Source organism: Capnocytophaga cynodegmi (assembly GCF_002302475.1).
Lineage (GTDB): Bacteria > Bacteroidota > Bacteroidia > Flavobacteriales > Flavobacteriaceae > Capnocytophaga > Capnocytophaga cynodegmi.
In genome coordinates this window covers 1777507-1795069 of the sequence record NZ_CP022378.1, presented here as the reverse complement: position 1 = coordinate 1795069, position 17563 = coordinate 1777507, and the positions used below count along the sequence as shown (strand labels likewise).

10 protein-coding genes, 2 tRNA genes and 1 pseudogene are annotated in these 17563 nt (G+C 36.2%); 10 read left to right on the top strand and 3 right to left on the bottom strand.

Going from position 1 to position 17563, the window contains the following annotated elements; all coding sequences use genetic code 11:
* Window positions 1–16 precede the first annotated feature (16 nt).
* The 3 genes from CGC48_RS08010 to CGC48_RS08000 form a co-directional block, all read right to left on the bottom strand.
* The gene (locus tag CGC48_RS08010) at window positions 17–3277 is read right to left on the bottom strand and encodes a SusC/RagA family TonB-linked outer membrane protein (RefSeq protein WP_098029800.1); all 3261 of its coding nucleotides are present in this window, start codon (window positions 3275–3277) and stop codon (window positions 17–19) included.
* A 293-nt stretch (window positions 3278–3570) separates the two neighbouring features.
* Complete coding sequence (gene ruvX / locus CGC48_RS08005) at window positions 3571–3981, bottom strand: Holliday junction resolvase RuvX (protein WP_098029166.1); 411 nt, start codon at window positions 3979–3981, stop codon at window positions 3571–3573.
* A 42-nt stretch (window positions 3982–4023) separates the two neighbouring features.
* Window positions 4024–6381 (bottom strand): hypothetical protein, encoded by a 2358-nt coding sequence (locus tag CGC48_RS08000; protein ID WP_232780482.1) that lies wholly within the window; start codon window positions 6379–6381, stop codon window positions 4024–4026.
* 193 nt (window positions 6382–6574) lie between these two features.
* Between CGC48_RS08000 and CGC48_RS07995 the strand changes: the two genes are divergently transcribed.
* The 10 genes and pseudogenes from CGC48_RS07995 (at window position 6575) to ilvA (ending at window position 17528) form a co-directional block, all read left to right on the top strand.
* Window positions 6575–7294, top strand: coding sequence for a hypothetical protein (locus tag CGC48_RS07995; RefSeq protein WP_098029165.1), 720 nt, complete (start codon window positions 6575–6577; stop codon window positions 7292–7294).
* A gap of 25 nt (window positions 7295–7319) precedes the next feature.
* Window positions 7320–7754 (top strand): DUF4268 domain-containing protein, encoded by a 435-nt coding sequence (locus CGC48_RS07990; protein ID WP_098029164.1) that lies wholly within the window; start codon window positions 7320–7322, stop codon window positions 7752–7754.
* A 131-nt stretch (window positions 7755–7885) separates the two neighbouring features.
* A complete protein-coding gene (gene argS / locus CGC48_RS07985; RefSeq protein WP_098029163.1) occupies window positions 7886–9673 on the top strand; it encodes an arginine--tRNA ligase in 1788 nt (595 codons plus the stop codon).
* A gap of 121 nt (window positions 9674–9794) precedes the next feature.
* Window positions 9795–9867, top strand: a tRNA-Gly gene (locus tag CGC48_RS07980).
* A gap of 21 nt (window positions 9868–9888) precedes the next feature.
* Window positions 9889–9974: transfer RNA gene (locus CGC48_RS07975), tRNA-Leu, on the top strand.
* Between the two features lie 419 nt (window positions 9975–10393).
* A pseudogene (ilvD, locus tag CGC48_RS07970) lies at window positions 10394–12076 on the top strand (dihydroxy-acid dehydratase).
* Between the two features lie 82 nt (window positions 12077–12158).
* Window positions 12159–13841, top strand: coding sequence for a biosynthetic-type acetolactate synthase large subunit (ilvB, locus tag CGC48_RS07965; RefSeq protein ID WP_098029162.1), 1683 nt, complete (start codon window positions 12159–12161; stop codon window positions 13839–13841).
* Window positions 13842–13919: 78 nt separating this feature from the next.
* Complete coding sequence (ilvN, locus tag CGC48_RS07960; protein WP_098029161.1) at window positions 13920–14459, top strand: acetolactate synthase small subunit; 540 nt, start codon at window positions 13920–13922, stop codon at window positions 14457–14459.
* Between the two features lie 155 nt (window positions 14460–14614).
* A complete protein-coding gene (ilvC, locus tag CGC48_RS07955) occupies window positions 14615–16084 on the top strand; it encodes a ketol-acid reductoisomerase (protein ID WP_098029160.1) in 1470 nt (489 codons plus the stop codon).
* Between the two features lie 184 nt (window positions 16085–16268).
* Window positions 16269–17528 carry a threonine ammonia-lyase IlvA gene (gene ilvA / locus CGC48_RS07950; protein ID WP_098029798.1) on the top strand — a complete coding sequence of 420 codons (1260 nt, stop codon included), beginning with the start codon at window positions 16269–16271 and terminating at the stop codon, window positions 17526–17528.
* Window positions 17529–17563: the final 35 nt, after the last annotated feature.

Sequence of the window (17563 nt, the reverse complement as noted above, 5' to 3'; positions counted from 1 at the left end):
TTGATATTTTAAAAATTTAGAAAGTAAGATTTAGCCCAAGCGTAATCACACGTGGTAATGGATAGCGCCCTCGCTCACTACCTTGTACCACTCCTAAGTCTGCTCTGTTAGCACTTGCGTCTTCGGGCGTACTACCTCCATACTTGGTAAAGTAGAACAAATTGGCTCCTGTTACATACAAACGAACTGACTTAAACAAATCATTCATCAATGAGCCTTGTAGGTCGTAACTTAACGTAATTTCTCGCAATGCTAAGTAATCTCCTTTTTCCCAATATGTCGCACTACTTCCGTGTAAAGAACCCTGATCTCCACCACCTGCTAAGTGATTTTTTTGGCGGTCAACCAAGTCAAATCGTGGTACGTTAGAATTTGGATTTTGTGGTGTCCAAGATTCACGAATTTCTACAGGTCCATTTTGGTTTCCTTGTGTTTGAGCAATTCCTTTCACTCTTCGCCCATTTATGATATGATGCCCTACGGCAAAATCTGTTTTTACGTACAAACCAACATTTTTGTAAACCAAGTTGCTTGTAAATCCTCCAGTAAATTTAGGTGTAATACGTCCAATTACCTGTCTATCTAAGTGATTGATTACATTATCTCCATTCACATCTTTCCAACGGGTGTCGCCCAAAAAGCGAGTTTTCTTTTGCCAAGCAAATTCCACAGACCTATCCTTATCAGCATCTATTTCAGCTTGTGTCTTATAAACTCCTTCTGGAATATAAGCAACTATCAAATCGTTTTCAATTCGTTGTCCTTGTTGTAAGCCTCCAACATAAATATTTTTTCCAGAAGCTACATCGTAAATTTCAGTTCCCCCTTGTCGGTTATTAGTGATTCCATTATCAGGCAATTTTTTTGCATAATTCTTAACTTGGTAATAAACAAGACTCAAATCCCAATTTAAATTTTCTGTTTTGAGAACTTTTGCATTTACTTCTAATTCAAAACCTTTATTTTGCAAAATACCATTATTAACAGTAACCCCTGAAAAACCTGTCCACAAAGGTAAGGTTAGGGTAGATAATTTGTCTTGTACATCTCTGATGAAGTAATCAGCTACCACATTTACACGGTTATTGAACAATCCTAAATCTAATCCAAAGTTGAGTGTAGTAGAGCGTTCCCAACGTAAGTCTAATACTGGCAATGCTGTGTTTGCATACCCTCCTTGAGAATCATATATTCCTGTTTTATCATACACACCGTGAACACCATAATCACTCAATGTTTCGATATTTCCATTTACACCATAACTAACACGTGGTTTTATTCTTGAGATATAATTGGATATTGATTTATCTTTATAGAAAGTTTCATTATGTATATTCCAACCTAATGAAGCTCCAGGGAAAAAACCATATTTATCATTTGCTAAGCGCGATGTTCCATCACTCCTAAAGGTTAGTCCTAATAAAAAGCGATTATCATAATCATAATTCAATTGTCCGAAAACAGATGCTATGGCATACTCCGTTCTCGAAGAACTTGGTTTTCCTTGTGCCTCTGATCCTGCATTTAACGTATGGATAAAGTCGGTAGGAGATTTACGAGTTGCCCCTGAAAGCCAAAATTTTTTCTCCCTAAAATATTCAGTTCCTAGCAATGCATTTACGTTATGCTTTTCTAAAAAAGTGTTATTATAGCTTAAAACAGAAGTATATTGGTGACGCAACGTTCTTTCGTAACCTGCATATGCGATACGCTCTGTATTTAAATTTCCGCTATTCAGAAAAGCTTTGTTAAATGACTCATCAACATCATTAATTGAAAAATAACTTCCTCTTGCCATTAAGTTGAAATTTTTAGCAAACTGCCAATCAAATTGCCCTGAAGCTGTTAAACGTTGTTCTAAATTGTCATTAACAAATTTATCTCTGTAATAGAGAGGATTACCAAAACCACGATACGTTCCAGGTTGTAATTCATTAGACAAACTTCCATCAGGATTGTTGTTATAGACACGTGATGTAGGTGCTAAACCTGTTGCTCTTTGGAAAATATCATATATACTATCGAAAGAATCTATTTTACTTGAATGAGTATAAATTACGTTCCCAGATACTTTAAAATTGTCAAATATCTTGTACGAAGCATTAAAAGTTCCTGAGTAACGTTTAAACCCTGTATTATAAACAAGCCCCTTATCATCCAAAATTCCTAAACTGAAATAGTAAGTGCTTTTATCGTTTCCTCCATCAAATGACAAAGTATAATCATTTGAAAAACTGGTTTGGTAATATTGGTCTTTTAAATAGCTATTATCCATAAAGATAAGTTGTCTACCTGGTGTTACAGGGTCCTCAATAGTTTGCCAACCCTGATAATTAAGCAAATGACGATTGGTATCATCCAAAAACATTGTTGTATAGATGGAATTCAAAGGGTTATTTCCTGTGGCGGCACTATGTTGCCCAGTTAAAAAGGCATCAAATCCCTGATCCCCTTGAACCATTTGAGTGTTTTTCACAGCCATACGATTAAATCTAACATAATCGGCTGCATTTAGGTATTCCATTCTGTCCTTCAAACGTCCGTTAAAACTCAATTTACTTTTGAAATTTATGCTAGAACGACCTGCTTTTCCTTTCTTTGTTGTTACCAAAATCACTCCATTAGCCGCCCTTGCACCATAAATAGCAGTGGAAGCTGCATCTTTTAACATTTCCATTGATTCAATATCATCGGAATTTAAAGCATAAAACGAACTTGGTACACCATCTACCAAAACCAAAGGAGTTCCTGAACCATCAAAAGAAGTACCTCCACGAAGAATAATATCAGGAGTTGTTCCTGGTTGCCCCGAATGTTGAGTTACTTTAAGACCTGAAACAGTTCCTTGTAAAGCTGTTCCTGCATTAGAGCGAGAAGCACTTTCCAGAACCTTAGTATCTAGTTTTGAGATGGAAGTTGCTAAGGTTTTACGCGTTTGTGTAGCATACCCTGTAACAACTACCTCATCAAGTTGACTAGCTTCTTCTTCAAGGGCTACATTCATTACCGACCCCGTAACCTTGCGCTCCAAAGTCTTAAAACCAATAGAAGTAAATTGAAGAATCTCACCATCTTTAGCTTGGATAGTAAAATTTCCATCAAAATCAGTAGCCACTCCACGAGTCGTTCCCTTAACAACTACCGAAACACCAAGCAAAGGCATCTTATCACTTGCTGAAGTTACAGTACCGCTAACCTCTATTTCTTGAGCCATCAACCCTCCAAAGAAGAAGCTCAAAGAAAAAATCAAGATCTTTTTTAATAATTTTTCTTTCATTGTAAAATTTCGTTTAATTCCTATTTTTTGCTTATGTCTTACATAACACGAAAGCAAAGATAACTTTATTTAGATAAAAAACAAAAAAAAGAAAGACTCATACACTATTTCGAAACCTATTTTAATAAAAACATTTTTATATATTTCTCAAAAAAGAAAAATAAATTCAAAATACATAAAAAGTAAAATGTTAAATCACAATTTTATCATCAAAGAATTTATTAAAATTTCACCATAAAAAAGAAAGAAACTTTGTTTAAAAAATATTTTTTTCTAAAACAAAAAAGGAAGATTTAGATTCTATTCATATAATTTTGTAGAATCAATGTTGCACTTATTTCATCAATCAAGGCTTTATTTTGGCGTTGTTTTTTTCCTAACCCACTGTCAATCATTGACTGAAATGCCATTTTAGAAGTAAATCGCTCATCTTCACGAACGATTATTATTTCAGGGAATTCCTTCTCAAGAAGTTCTACTTTTTTCTGGATTTCCTTTTCAATATCAGAAAATTCATTATTCATTCGTTTGGGTTGCCCCACAACTATTTCTGTTACTTTTTCTTCAGAAATATATTTCTTTAAAAACGTAACCAATTCATCTGTAGCAACTGTGGTTAAACCTGAAGCAATAATACGCAAAGGGTCTGTAACAGCAATACCACAACGTTTACTACCATAATCTATAGCTAAAATTCGAGACATAACAACTTTATTTAAACAGAAAATAAACTGACAATCAACACCCTACTTCAATTCTTTTATTTCATAAACACTTATCCGATTTTTAGTTGTTGCCAAAACAATCCAAATGGCTTTATCCAAATCCACGTCTATATCTATTGGCGAAATTCCTTCCATCGGAAAGTCTTGCACAAGTTTACCTTGTTCGTTCCATAAATAAACTTTTTCATTTTCAATATCGTTTGCAGAAACATAGTTCACACCTCGCACCCGAAAAAGTTTTTGCTTTTCGTATTTCGATTCAGGAATTTGAATTTTTGTATTTCCGATAGACAAAGTACTTCCAGAAAGAAACGAAGTTGTATATTGATTACCAATCAAATAATGATTTCTATCCCAATTTCTTTCCGCTTTAACTATATTTCCGTTTAAGTCTATTCGGGTAAGATTTCCATCTCGGGTTGAAAACAAAAACCGATTATCAAAAAACAGCGGCGGATTATTCGAAAATTCATATTTCCCTTGAATGGGTATGCGAATCTCACCATTGCGATGCAACACGTTAAACTTGCCATTATCAGACAAATAAACCAAAAAATCTTTATCTCCTGCTCGATAATGTTTTGGAGTAAATAATGGAACTGCATCTGTATTTTTTCTTAAAAAACCACCTACAACATCACCTTTTTTATCCAACATATGTAATGTTTTCCCTTCTGCAAACAGAAATCTATACTCTCTATTTTTATCATAATCAAATACTTCCAAAGGAGTTATTTTCCCCTTGTATTTCTTAGGAAATGGAGCTACATTGTTTCCGTTTCTATCCACAACCCAAATGGAATGTTCCGTTGTAAAAGCCATCTGCAAAAAACCATTTTTAAACAAATCTACCTGATAAACAGAACTTTGTATCTTACCATCTAACCTTTTCTTCCATAATAAACTACCATTATTCCCGATTAGATAGAGGTCATAATTTTCATCTTGAACAACAATTTCTCTACGTTTTGTTCTGTGATTCAGCAATATAGCAGGAGGTGTAATAATTTTAGCATCTAACACAAATTGAAAACGTTCTTTAATTTTATCCGTCACAGAATTTTTCGTCTGTTTTTTACTCATAAAATTAAACATATAGTACTCATTTTGAGAAGTTTGCTGAAATACCGCCCAACGATAATTTTGAGCAATCTGAGGATATCTCTCACGAAATTCACCACTATTATACAGATTAGCAACACGCGTCAAACTCATATTGGAGGCTGTATTTTTTTCCAGCAATTCATAGGATTTATTTTCTGAAAGAGTATTTTTTCTCCCAATATCGTTCATAACCGAACTGAGAACTTCTTTTGTTTTTGAAAAAATTAAATAATCATTATGTACAGAAACATATTTTGGTTTGAAATTAGGTTCAAAAGCAGAGAAAAAATCCAACGAAGAATCTTTATTCAATTCATAAACAGGAAATTCTCCTTGTGGTTCTTCAGACAAAATTGGTAACTGCAATAACGTTTCGTCCACATCAAAAGACGAAGCAACGGCAAATTTTCCGTCGATAGTTTGTGCAAAAACCAACCCGTTAAGTGTTTTTTGGAAAGAAGCCGTAACCGAGTCAGGAAGTGATATTTTTTCTGAATCCTCAAAAGAAAAAGAAGTCATTCGCAGAATATGTGAAGGAACTACCTCAGCCGGATTGTTTTCATAAGGCTTTACTTTCAGCAACATATCTTCCTTGTAATCGCTTTTAGCTACTGCCATTCCGCTGAACCTCACGTCATTCTCTTCCAAAAATAAATCCAACGCAAGCCAATGATTGAAAGGTTTTGTAACATCTGTTTTAAAGAAAGAAGAAAAAAACTGATTTGCTTGTTCTTTTTGCATAAATAAATTGGCACTACAATCGGTTGTAGCAATCTTTTGAAGTTGTTCCAGAATAGCTTGTTTTTCAGATTTTTCCTGTGCTTCAGTTTCAGTTTTAAAAAAAGAATCAATCTCAGAAGAATTACTAATTATCAGTCTGTTATCTACAACCGTGTAATACCATTCTTTTCCAAATTGTGATTGTTTTTGAATTGTCGTATTAGCGTTCTTCCAGATACTTAACGTATCTGATTCCTCCTTCTTGGTAATCGCAAAAAAGTTTTTATAGGCTGTGAAGGCTACCCATATATTATGGTCTGTAGGAAGGCTTCTAAGTAATTTCGTTTCATAATTGCGCAATGGTTTTGGATTGTTTTCTTTCCAAAACTCATTGTTTTCGATAGCACTCAAAAAATTATTCTTATGATTAACCCGATAAATAACTTGCGTATTTTCAGGAAATAACAAAATGTCACCTTTAACAGAATTTCCTTTTTTGTTACAGGCAACCAGTCCTAAGACTAAAAATAATATTTTTATAAAAATACGGCTCACTTACCCAATCTCATCGCAAAAATATGCTTTTTTTTAAAACTTTGCAATTCAAAACCTAATAAGCCTTTCAAATATGTAACTTTCTCAATTAAAATCCTTTTTTCTTATTGCAAAGATTAAAAATCACACGTCTTTTTTGAAAAAATAGTATTATTTTTTAATTTTGCTCTGAATTTTAAATACAATCAGACTTATGAAAACCTATTTTTACTTGTTAATAGCATTTTTTCCTTTTTTGGCGTTCGGACAGAATAGTGATATTTATGTAATGCTCCCCAACAAATTTGATTTTCAGAAAAAAGACAATGATTATCAACTAAATAGCTTAGCAAAATTTCTTCTTGAAAAAGAAAATTTTAAGGTTTTCTTTGAAAATGAAGCTCCAAATAATATTATTGAAAATCCCTGCAACTACCTAAGAGCAAACATTTTAAACACTTCAGGAATGTTCTTTACAAGGCTTCAGTTAGTTTTCACAGACTGCAAAGGAAAACAAGTTTTCACCTCCGAAGTGGGAAAGAGTAGAGAAAAAGAATTCAAAAAAGCCTATCACGAAGCACTTCGAAGTGCTTTCTCAACAGGAAATAAATTGACTATTTTTAAACAAAACTACAAAGACGAAAACTCTCACCCACTGGTTATAAACCCAAAACCTATCACTGAAAATGAAATAAAATCTAAGGATAGCAATATCACAACATTATACGCTCAACCTAATAATTTAGGTTTTCAACTGATTGATAATACACCAAAAATAGTTCTAAAAATAAAGCAAACTTCTTTGTCTAATGTTTACATTGCAGAAGATGAACACGGCAATCAAGGCATATTCTATAAAACTGAAAATCAATATGTTTTTGAATTTATCAAAGACGAAAAATTACAACAAAAAGTATTTAATGTTAAATTCTAAAACATAAAAACATTTTTCAATTTTTATGTACAGCAAAGCAGAAGCTAAAAAATTACGTGAAGAATTTTGGACTTCCTTCGGAAAATCCTTTCCCCGCAAATGGGTGTTATATGATACCAAAATCAAAGATTTCAGCTTTAAATTCTATTTTGACACAAAAAAGGCTATTGTTTCCTTAGACATCGAAGATAATATTTTAAGTAACAGAATATTATATTATGAAAAATTAGTTTCCTTGAAAAGCATTTTACTTGAAGAATATCTACCAGATGCCATTTTTGAGGATTGTTATGTCTTAGATAACGATAAAGAAATCAGCCGTATTTACGTCCAAAAAGAGAATGTAAACATTCACAATAAAAATACTTGGCGAGAAACTATGGAATTTTTATATGAAAAAATGCTGAAATTTGAAGAGTTTTGGTATGAATACGAAGATGTTATAAAAGAAAATTTCTAACCGTCTAAATTACAATTCTTTTCTGTCTTTACTTACAAAAAACAATAAATTATAGGCATATAAAGACCCTAAAAATAAAAATTCTTTTAGAAATTGCGTACCTTTGTGGACTCTAATTGAAAAAATCAAATATGCAGAATTTACAAGAAATACTAAAGAAATATACGCAAAAAGCGGGTGAACAAATTTTTGGAGTTTCACTCGAAAACATTGAACTTCAACAAACTAAAAAAGAGTTTGAAGGCGACATTACTATTGTAATTTTCCCGATGTTACGTCAGATTAAAGGAAATCCTGAACAAATTGGGCAACAAATCGGAACTTTTTTACAAGAAAATGTAAAAGAGGTGGAAAGTTTCAATGTAATTAAAGGATTTTTGAATTTAGTAATTTTGGATTCTTATTACATTGATTTTCTGAAAAGTATAGAAAACGAAACTCATTTTGGTTTGGCTCAGCCCAATTCCAAAAAGACCATAATGGTTGAATATTCGTCGCCTAACACCAACAAACCCTTGCACTTAGGGCATATTCGCAACAACTTGTTAGGATATTCGGTAGCCGAAATTCTAAAAGCAGCCGGACATAAAGTATATAAAACTCAGATAATCAACGACCGAGGAATACACATCTGCAAGTCAATGATTGCTTGGCAACGTTTTGGCAATGATGAGACGCCTGAAAATTCAGGACTTAAAGGCGATAAACTCGTCGGGAATTACTATGTAGCTTTCGACAAAGCGTATAAATCTGAAATTGAGCAACTTATTTCAGAAGGAAAAACCAAAGAAGAAGCTGAAAAACAAGCACCCATATTTTTGGAAGCACAAGAAATGCTTCGAAAATGGGAAGCCGGAGACGAGCAAGTTATTTCCCTTTGGAAAGAAATGAATCAGTGGGTTTACAACGGATTTTCAACTACTTACAAAAATTTAGGCGTTGATTTCGATTCGTACTACTACGAAAGTGACACATATTTATTAGGAAAAGACATCATCGAAGAAGGATTAAAAAAAGGCGTTTTCTTCAAGAAAGAAGACGGCTCGGTTTGGTGTGATTTAACCGCTGATGGTTTGGACGAAAAATTAGTACTTCGCTCCGATGGAACTTCTGTGTACATCACTCAAGATATTGGTACCGCAACCCAACGCGTAAAAGATTATCCTGACGTAAAAGGAATGGTTTATACCGTTGGAAATGAGCAAGATTACCATTTCAAGGTTTTGTTTTTAATTCTGAAAAAATTAGGCTTTGATTGGGCTGAAAATCTATATCATTTGAGCTACGGAATGGTAGATTTACCGAGCGGAAAGATGAAAAGTCGTGAAGGAACTGTGGTCGATGCCGACGATTTAATTGCCGAAATGGAGCAAACAGCCGAAGAAATTTCGCAAGAATTAGGCAAATTAGACGGATATGATGAAAATCAGAAGAAGGAATTGTATCACACCATCGGTTTGGGAGCTTTGAAATACTATATTTTGAAAGTTGACCCCAAAAAACGTATTCTTTTTGACCCGAAAGAATCTATTGACTTCCAAGGAAATACAGGTCCTTTCGTGCAATACACTTATGCCCGAATCAAATCTATCTTACGAAAATACAACGAAATAGAAATCTCAAAATCAGAAAGTCTTTCAATTTCAGAATTACACCCTAAGGAGAAAACGCTTCTTAAAAATATGGCACTTTTCCCCGAAGTGGTGCAAAACGCAGCAGATTCGTACAGCCCTGCGGTCGTTGCCAATTATGTGTATGATTTGGTAAAAGATTTCAATTCCTTCTATCAGAATGTATCCATTTTGGGAGAGGAAAATGTAGCAAAAAGAGAGTTTCGGGTGTCGCTTTGTAAAAAAATAAGTGAGATTATTGCATCGGCTTTTGCAATGCTCGGGATACAAGTTCCTGAGAGAATGTAAAATGCTTTTCAGACAGAAAAATATTTTTCAAAAAAAAGAGAAAATATTTGCCAAGTAAAAAAATGTTGTTATCTTTGCACTCGCAATCGGTTAGGGGTTGCTTTTGAAAAATATTGTTCTTGCGAAAATAGCTCAGTTGGTAGAGCGCAACCTTGCCAAGGTTGAGGTCGCGGGTTCGAACCCCGTTTTTCGCTCTTTTATTGCCTTAATAAAGGGCTCGGATGGTGGAATCGGTAGACACGCTGGACTTAAAATCCAGTGGGCAGCAATGCCTGTGCGGGTTCAAGTCCCGCTCCGAGTACAACAAAAAATCGTAATGCTTTTATAATGAAAGTGTTGCGATTTTTTTATTAAACATATTCTGACTTACTTATTATCAGTGATTTATATTCTTTAATCGTATATATTCTCTCAATTAAAATTACAAAACATATAATAAGCTATTCAAGCTTCAAATAGAATAAAAAACAAAAAATCAATCCTTTTCAAAATTTATTTTCAACAACAGTTGGAGTTTTAATATATTTTATTACTTTTGTCACTCGAAAACTTGAAAAAGTGACAAGAGTATATTTTTATAATATTATTAGCCTTATTATTATCATCAATAACACCTATTGATGCGAGGCTTCGTATATGTAAAACACAGAAAACCTGCATCAGAAATTAGATGCAGGTTTTTTTATTTTTAAAATTTGATTCAGAAATCATCATCAAAATATGGAATTAAATAAATACAGCAAACAAGTTACACAAGACGATACGCAACCTGCAGCACAAGCAATGCTACACGCTTTGGGGCTGACCGATGACGACCTAAAAAAACCTTTAGTAGGCATCGCAAGTACGGGTTACGAGGGAAATCCTTGTAATATGCATCTAAATGATTTAGCTTTGAAAATTAAGGAGGGCGTACAGCAATCGGGTTCTATGTGATTGATTTTCAACACTATAGGAGTTTCAGATGGAATCTCAATGGGTACTTACGGAATGCGTTACTCTTTGGTTTCGAGAGATATTATCGCTGATTCTATCGAAACGGTAATTCAAGCAATGTGTTACGATGCACTCGTTACAGTGGTAGGGTGCGACAAAAATATGCCTGGAGCTTTAATGGCAATGCTCAGACTGAATCGACCTTCAATTTTGGTGTATGGCGGAACAATTGCCGCAGGTTGCCATAACGGAAAAAAACTCGATGTAGTTTCCGCTTTCGAGGCGTGGGGACAAAAAGTAGCAGGAACTATTGATGAAAAAGAATATAAGGAAGTAATACACAAAGCCTGTCCGGGCGAAGGAGCTTGTGGCGGAATGTACACTGCCAACACAATGGCTTCGGCTATTGAAGCATTGGGAATGAGTTTGCCTTACAACTCTTCAACTCCTGCCTCAGGTGATGCCAAAAGACAAGAATGCCTCAAAGTGGGTAAAGCGTTGCGTTATCTGCAAGAAAACGACATCAAACCTCGCGATATCGTCACGCGAAAATCCATCGAAAATGCTTTCCGATTGGTGGTTGCCTTGGGAGGCTCTACCAATGCCGTATTGCACTTTTTAGCCATTGCAAAAGCAGCTCAAATCCCGATGACTATTGATGATTTTGCCAAGTTGAGCGATTCCACACCTTTTATCGCAGACCTTAAACCAAGCGGAAAGTACGTTATGGAAGATTTACACCACATTGGCGGAATCCCTGCTGTGATGAAATATTTACTCGAAAAAGGATTACTTCACGGTGATTGCCTTACAGTTACAGGTAAAACAATAGCTGAAAATCTTGCAGATGTACCATCACTTTCTGAAAACCAAAATATTATATATCCGTTAGAAAAGCCAATCAAAGAAACGGGACATATTCGTATTCTCTATGGAAATTTAGCCACCGAAGGAGCTGTAGCAAAAATTACGGGTAAAGAAGGACTTTCGTTCACCGGAAAAGCTAAAGTTTATGAAGGTGAATTTCTTGCCAATGAAGGAATTGCCAAAGGCGAAGTCACCGAAGGAACAGTTGTGGTCATTCGCTATGAAGGTCCGAAAGGAGGTCCGGGAATGCCTGAAATGTTAAAACCGACTTCTGCCATTATGGGGGCAGGTTTGGGCAAAAAAGTAGCACTCATCACCGATGGACGATTTTCGGGAGGTTCGCACGGATTTGTAGTTGGGCACATTTCGCCCGAAGCACAAAATGGTGGCAATATTGCATTGGTACAAGATGGTGATTTGATTACCATCGATGCTGCAAAAAACACCATTGATGTACATCTCACCGAAGAAGAATTAGCTCAAAGACGAGCCAATTTCAGCCTCAAACCACTAAAAGATACTGCCAAAGGAGGGGTGCTTTACAAATACGCTCGTACGGTAAGTTCCGCCTCACAAGGTTGTGTTACCGATGAATTTTAGTCGAGAGCCTCAACACACAATTAAAATCGACTGTAAATTATTCAATGTAGTTAATCATTAAATATCAAATCTTTAAATAAATATGACAGGAGCAGAAGTTTTAATCAAATGTTTGTTAGCCGAAGGGGTTGATTTAGCTTTCGGTTACCCCGCCGGGGCGATAATGCCTGTTTACGACGAACTTTACAAATACCAAAATCAGTTGAAACACATCCTCACTCGCCACGAGCAAGGAGCTATCCACGCCGCACAAGGCTACGCAAGAGCTACTGGAAAGGTAGGTGTGGTTTTTGCCACATCAGGCCCCGGAGCAACCAACATCATCACAGGAATTGCTGATGCCCAAATCGATTCCACGCCGTTGGTGTGCATTACTGGACAGGTAGCAAAGCACCTCTTAGGAACAGATGCCTTTCAGGAAACAGACATCATCGGAATTTCTACCCCCGTAACCAAATGGAATTTCCAAATCACGGAAGTAGAAGAAATACCCGAAGCAATAGCCAAAGCCTTTTACATTGCCCGTTCGGGAAGACCCGGACCTGTACTTATCGACATCGTAAAAAGCGCTCAGTTCGACCAAGTTGCTCAGTTCGACTATAAGAAATGTACTCGAATGCGAAGCTATAATCCTGTACCTGAAATAGATGATTCAAAATTAGCTGAAGCCGCACAAATCATCAATCAAGCACAAAAACCCTATGTTGTTTTCGGACAAGGAATCATTTTAGGTCAAGCTGAAAACGAGCTAAAATCCTTTTTAGAAAAGACCGATATCCCCGCAGCAGCGACCATTTTAGGACTTTCGGCACTACCCACCGAACACCCCAATTACGTGGGAATGGTAGGTATGCACGGCAACTATGCACCCAATGTAATGACCAATACGTGTGACGTACTCATCGCTTTGGGAATGCGTTTTGATGACCGCGTAACGGGCGATTTAAGCAGATACGCCAAACAAGCAAAGGTGTTGCATTTTGACATTGACCCTGCGGAAATCAACAAAAATGTAAAGGCTGATGTCGCCGTATTGGGCAATGTAAAAGAGGCTTTACAGAAAATACTTCCGTTAGTGGAACAGAAAAAACATACAACGTGGCGAGAAGAATTCAAAAAATATGACAAAGAAGAATATGATTCCGTTATTAAAAACGAATTATATCCTGAAAAAGAAGGACTTACAATGGGGGAAGTTTTAGAATTGATAAATAAATGTTCTAATCACGAAGCGGTTATTGTTTCCGATGTGGGGCAACATCAGATGATGGCTTGTCGTTATGCGAAATTTAAAAATTCACGCAGTAAAATCACTTCAGGAGGATTGGGCACAATGGGATTTGCCCTACCGGCAGCCATCGGAGCAAAAATAGGCGTTCCTGAAAAACAAGTAGTTGCAGTAATTGGCGATGGTGGGTTTCAGATGACCATTCAAGAATTGGGAACGATTTTTCAGTCGCAAATTCCTGTGAAAATTGTAGTTTTAAACAACGAATTTTTAGGAATGGTTCGTCAGTGGCAAGAACTATTTTTTGACCGCCGATATGCTTCTACCGAAATGATAAATCCTGATTTTATTAAAATTGCAGAAGGGTATCACATTCAATCGCGATTGGTTACCAAACGCAGCGATTTGGAAGAAGCTGTTAAAGAAATGCTCAATTCCGACAAGGCTTATTTCTTGGAAGTTCGTGTCGAGAAAGAAAACAACGTTTTCCCGATGGTACCCACAGGAGCTTCAGTTTCGGAAGTGAGGCTGAAATAAAAAAGCAACAAAAGAAGTTCAATCAACAATAAAACCTTGAACCTGAAACTTTAAAACCTCAAACATAAAATTGTAAATATGGAACAAAAAACATACACCATCACCATATATTCGGAAAATCAGCTTGGGCTACTCAACAGAGTGACGGGGATTTTCCTCAGAAGACATATTGATATGGAAAGCATCAATGTGTCAGCATCGGAAATTGACAATGTATTTCGAATGATTATTGTGACTCATACCACTCAAAAATGGGTAGAACATTTGGTTCAACAGATTGAAAAACAGATAGAAATCATCAAAGTATTTTATCATACCGATGAAGAAATCATTTCTCTTGAAAATTCGCTTTTCAAAATGCCAACGGCTTCCCTTTTTGATGAAGAAACTCCCATTCAAGCTATAATTCAGCGATATAATGCTAATATTGTTGCTGTTTATAAACATTTTTATGTAATTTCAAAAACAGGCTCACGAGAGTCCATCGCAGCACTTTATCAGAAGCTGAAACCTTACGGAATTATGCAATTTTCGGGCTCGGCACGAATTGCTATTTCAAAATCGGAAATGAAAGTATCTCCCTTGCTCAACAAATATGAGGTAGATAACCAAAAATAGTAGAGTATGATGTAAGAAAACAGTTTTTTCAAGTTGAGTAAAATCAAATCTTTAATTCCAAGAACTTTGATTTTATTCGGTTTGACACCAAAAGTTATCATCATATTTTTAAGAACACAATCCATATAAATCTTTAAATTAAATCGGAAAAAACAATGAAAAATTATTTTAATACCCTAAATTTCAGAGAAAAATTAGCACAATTAGGCGTTTGCGAATTATTACAGAAAAGCGATTTCAGTCAAGGAGTTGAAGCCTTAAAAGGAAAAAAAATTGTTATCGTGGGAGCAGGAGCCCAAGGGCTTAATCAAGGGTTGAATATGCGTGATTCGGGTTTGAATGTTTCCTACGCTTTGCGTGAATGTGCCATCGCCGAAAAACGCCCCTCGTACACCAATACCATCGCCAACGGCTTTCAAGTAGGCACTTTTGAAGAGCTTATTCCTACGGCAGATTTGGTGTGTAATTTAACCCCCGACAAGCAACATACTTCGGTGATTAACAAGATTATGCCTTTGATGAAGCAAGGAGCGACTTTATCCTACTCACACGGATTCAACATCGTGGAGGAAGGCATCGAAATCCGCAAAGATATTACCGTGATTATGGTAGCTCCAAAATCGCCGGGTTCGGAAGTGCGTGAAGAATACAAACGTGGATTTGGTGTACCGACTTTGATTGCCGTTCACCCCGAAAATGACCCTGAGAACAAAGGTTTTGAGTGGGCAAAAGCCTACGCAGCAGCTTTGGGAAGCGACACTGCCGGAGTACTACGTTCATCATTTGTAGCAGAAGTAAAATCGGATTTGATGGGCGAACAAACCATTCTGTGCGGACTTTTACAAACAGGTTCGATATTGGCTTTCAATAAGATGAAACGCGAAGGAGTTGCCCCTGAATACGCAGCCAAACTCATTCAATACGGTTGGGAATCCATTACCGAAGCCTTAAAACACGGCGGAATTACCAATATGATGAATCGTCTATCGAATCCTGCCAAAGTAAGAGCATTTGCCATTTCCGAAGATTTGAAAAAGATGATGCGTCCGCTCTTTGAAAAACATATGGACGATATTTTAAGCGGACATTTTTCAAAAACGATGATGGAAGATTGGGCAAACAACGATAAAAACTTGCTTACGTGGCGTTCCGCTACGGCTGAAACCGATTTTGAGAAAACTCCTATCACTACGGAAACTATTGAAGAACAAACCTATTTTGACTACGGAACATTATTGGTAGCGATGGTAAAATCGGGGGTGGAGTTGGCTTTTGAAGTAATGACCGAATCAGGCATAAAAGCCGAATCAGCATATTATGAATCACTACACGAATTGCCTCTGATTGCCAACACTATAGCTCGTAAAAAATTATACGAAATGAATAAAACCATTTCCGACACCGCCGAATACGGCTGCTATTTGTTTGACCACGAATGCCGATCGCTCATTGCTGCCTATATCGACGGAGTAGAAAACAATGTAATCGGGCGTCATTTCACTGCCTCAAACCAAATCGACAATATTGATTTAATTCAAGTGAACAAATCCATAGCCTCACACCCAATTGAAGTAATTGGAGCACATTTAAGGGCTTATATGACTGATATGAAGCGGATAAAATAGTTTAAATTTAATCATTTATTTTCATATTTATACTTTTGTCTTGAAACATAATAATAAAAAAATAGTATGTTACATCAAAAATTCAGAACTATAAATACGTCAATCATAAGAACAATTGTACCGAGAAAAAGATAAATGCTTCATCAAAGAAAAACAAAATAACCTAGGAAAATTAAGGAAATATATGGAGGTAACAACATACATACCACAAGTTCAAGAAGTACAAAAAGCAATGCTACGGATAAAATCTGTGATAAATACCACACCGCTTTCAAAAAGTGTGCGATTAAGCAATTTATTCGAAGCGGAAATTTATTTTAAAAGAGAAGATTTACAACAAGTACGTTCCTATAAAATTCGAGGAGCGTACAACAAAATCAGCTCCCTTTCCGAGCAAGACAAGCAACAAGGAATCGTCTGTGCGAGTGCCGGAAATCACGCACAAGGTGTGGCACTTTCTTGCCAAATATTAAATATCAAAGGTGATATTTATATGCCTGTAACTACTCCACAACAAAAAATTGAACAAGTACAAATATTTGGCGGAGAGAACGTTACCATAGTTTTGGAAGGCGATACTTTTGATGATTCCAACAATGCCGCAATAAAATTTGCAACAGAAAACGCAAAAACGTTCGTCCCTCCTTTTGACGATGAAAAAGTCATTGAAGGACAAGCCACTATTGGGCTGGAAATTCTCGACCAAGCCAACGAACCGATTGATTATGTGTTTGTTCCCATAGGTGGTGGCGGACTTTCAGCAGGGCTTTCTTCCGTATTTAAAACGCTTTCTCCACAAACGAAAATCATTGGAGTTGAACCCTTAGGTGCCCCCTCAATGAAAGAAGCGTTGAAAGCAGGAAAACCTGTGGAACTCACTGAAATTGACAAGTTTGTAGATGGTGCTTCGGTAAAGAAAGTGGGCAGTTTAAATTTTGAAATCTGTAACCGATTTTTAGATGATGTTGTGCTTGTCCCTGAAGGGAAAGTATGTCAAACCATCTTGGATCTGTACAACCGCGATGCTATTGTAGTTGAACCTGCTGGGGCGTTATCAATTTCGGCTCTGGATTTCTACAAAGAAAAAATTAAGGGTAAAAAAGTGGTTTGTGTTATCAGCGGAAGCAATAATGACATCACCCGAACGGCAGAAATTAAGGAACGTGCCTTGCTTTATGCCAATTTAAAGCATTATTTTATCGTTCGATTTCCACAACGCGCTGGTGCATTGAAAGAATTTGTGGTTGAAATCCTCGGAAAAACAGATGATATTACCTATTTTGAATACTCCAAAAAGCACAATCGCGAAAACGGACCTGCCGTAGTAGGCATCGAACTTAAAAATGAAGCTGACCTTCAACCACTTATCGACCGGATGAAACAACGCAACTTCTATGGGGATTACCTGAACAACAAACCCGATTTATTTCAGTTTTTAGTATGATAAAAAAGGCTATCAAATAGATAGCTTTTTTTATG

Coding starts and splice junctions, on each gene's coding strand:
- argS (WP_098029163.1), top strand. CDS start 7,886: ATGCAGAATTTACAAGAAATACTAAAGAAATATACGCAAAAAGCGGGT.
- CGC48_RS07995 (WP_098029165.1), top strand. CDS start 6,575: ATGAAAACCTATTTTTACTTGTTAATAGCATTTTTTCCTTTTTTGGCG.
- ruvX (WP_098029166.1), bottom strand. CDS start 3,981: ATGTCTCGAATTTTAGCTATAGATTATGGTAGTAAACGTTGTGGTATT.
- ilvC (WP_098029160.1), top strand. CDS start 14,615: ATGAAAAATTATTTTAATACCCTAAATTTCAGAGAAAAATTAGCACAA.
- ilvB (WP_098029162.1), top strand. CDS start 12,159: ATGACAGGAGCAGAAGTTTTAATCAAATGTTTGTTAGCCGAAGGGGTT.
- ilvA (WP_098029798.1), top strand. CDS start 16,269: ATGGAGGTAACAACATACATACCACAAGTTCAAGAAGTACAAAAAGCA.
- CGC48_RS08010 (WP_098029800.1), bottom strand. CDS start 3,277: ATGAAAGAAAAATTATTAAAAAAGATCTTGATTTTTTCTTTGAGCTTC.
- ilvN (WP_098029161.1), top strand. CDS start 13,920: ATGGAACAAAAAACATACACCATCACCATATATTCGGAAAATCAGCTT.
- CGC48_RS07990 (WP_098029164.1), top strand. CDS start 7,320: ATGTACAGCAAAGCAGAAGCTAAAAAATTACGTGAAGAATTTTGGACT.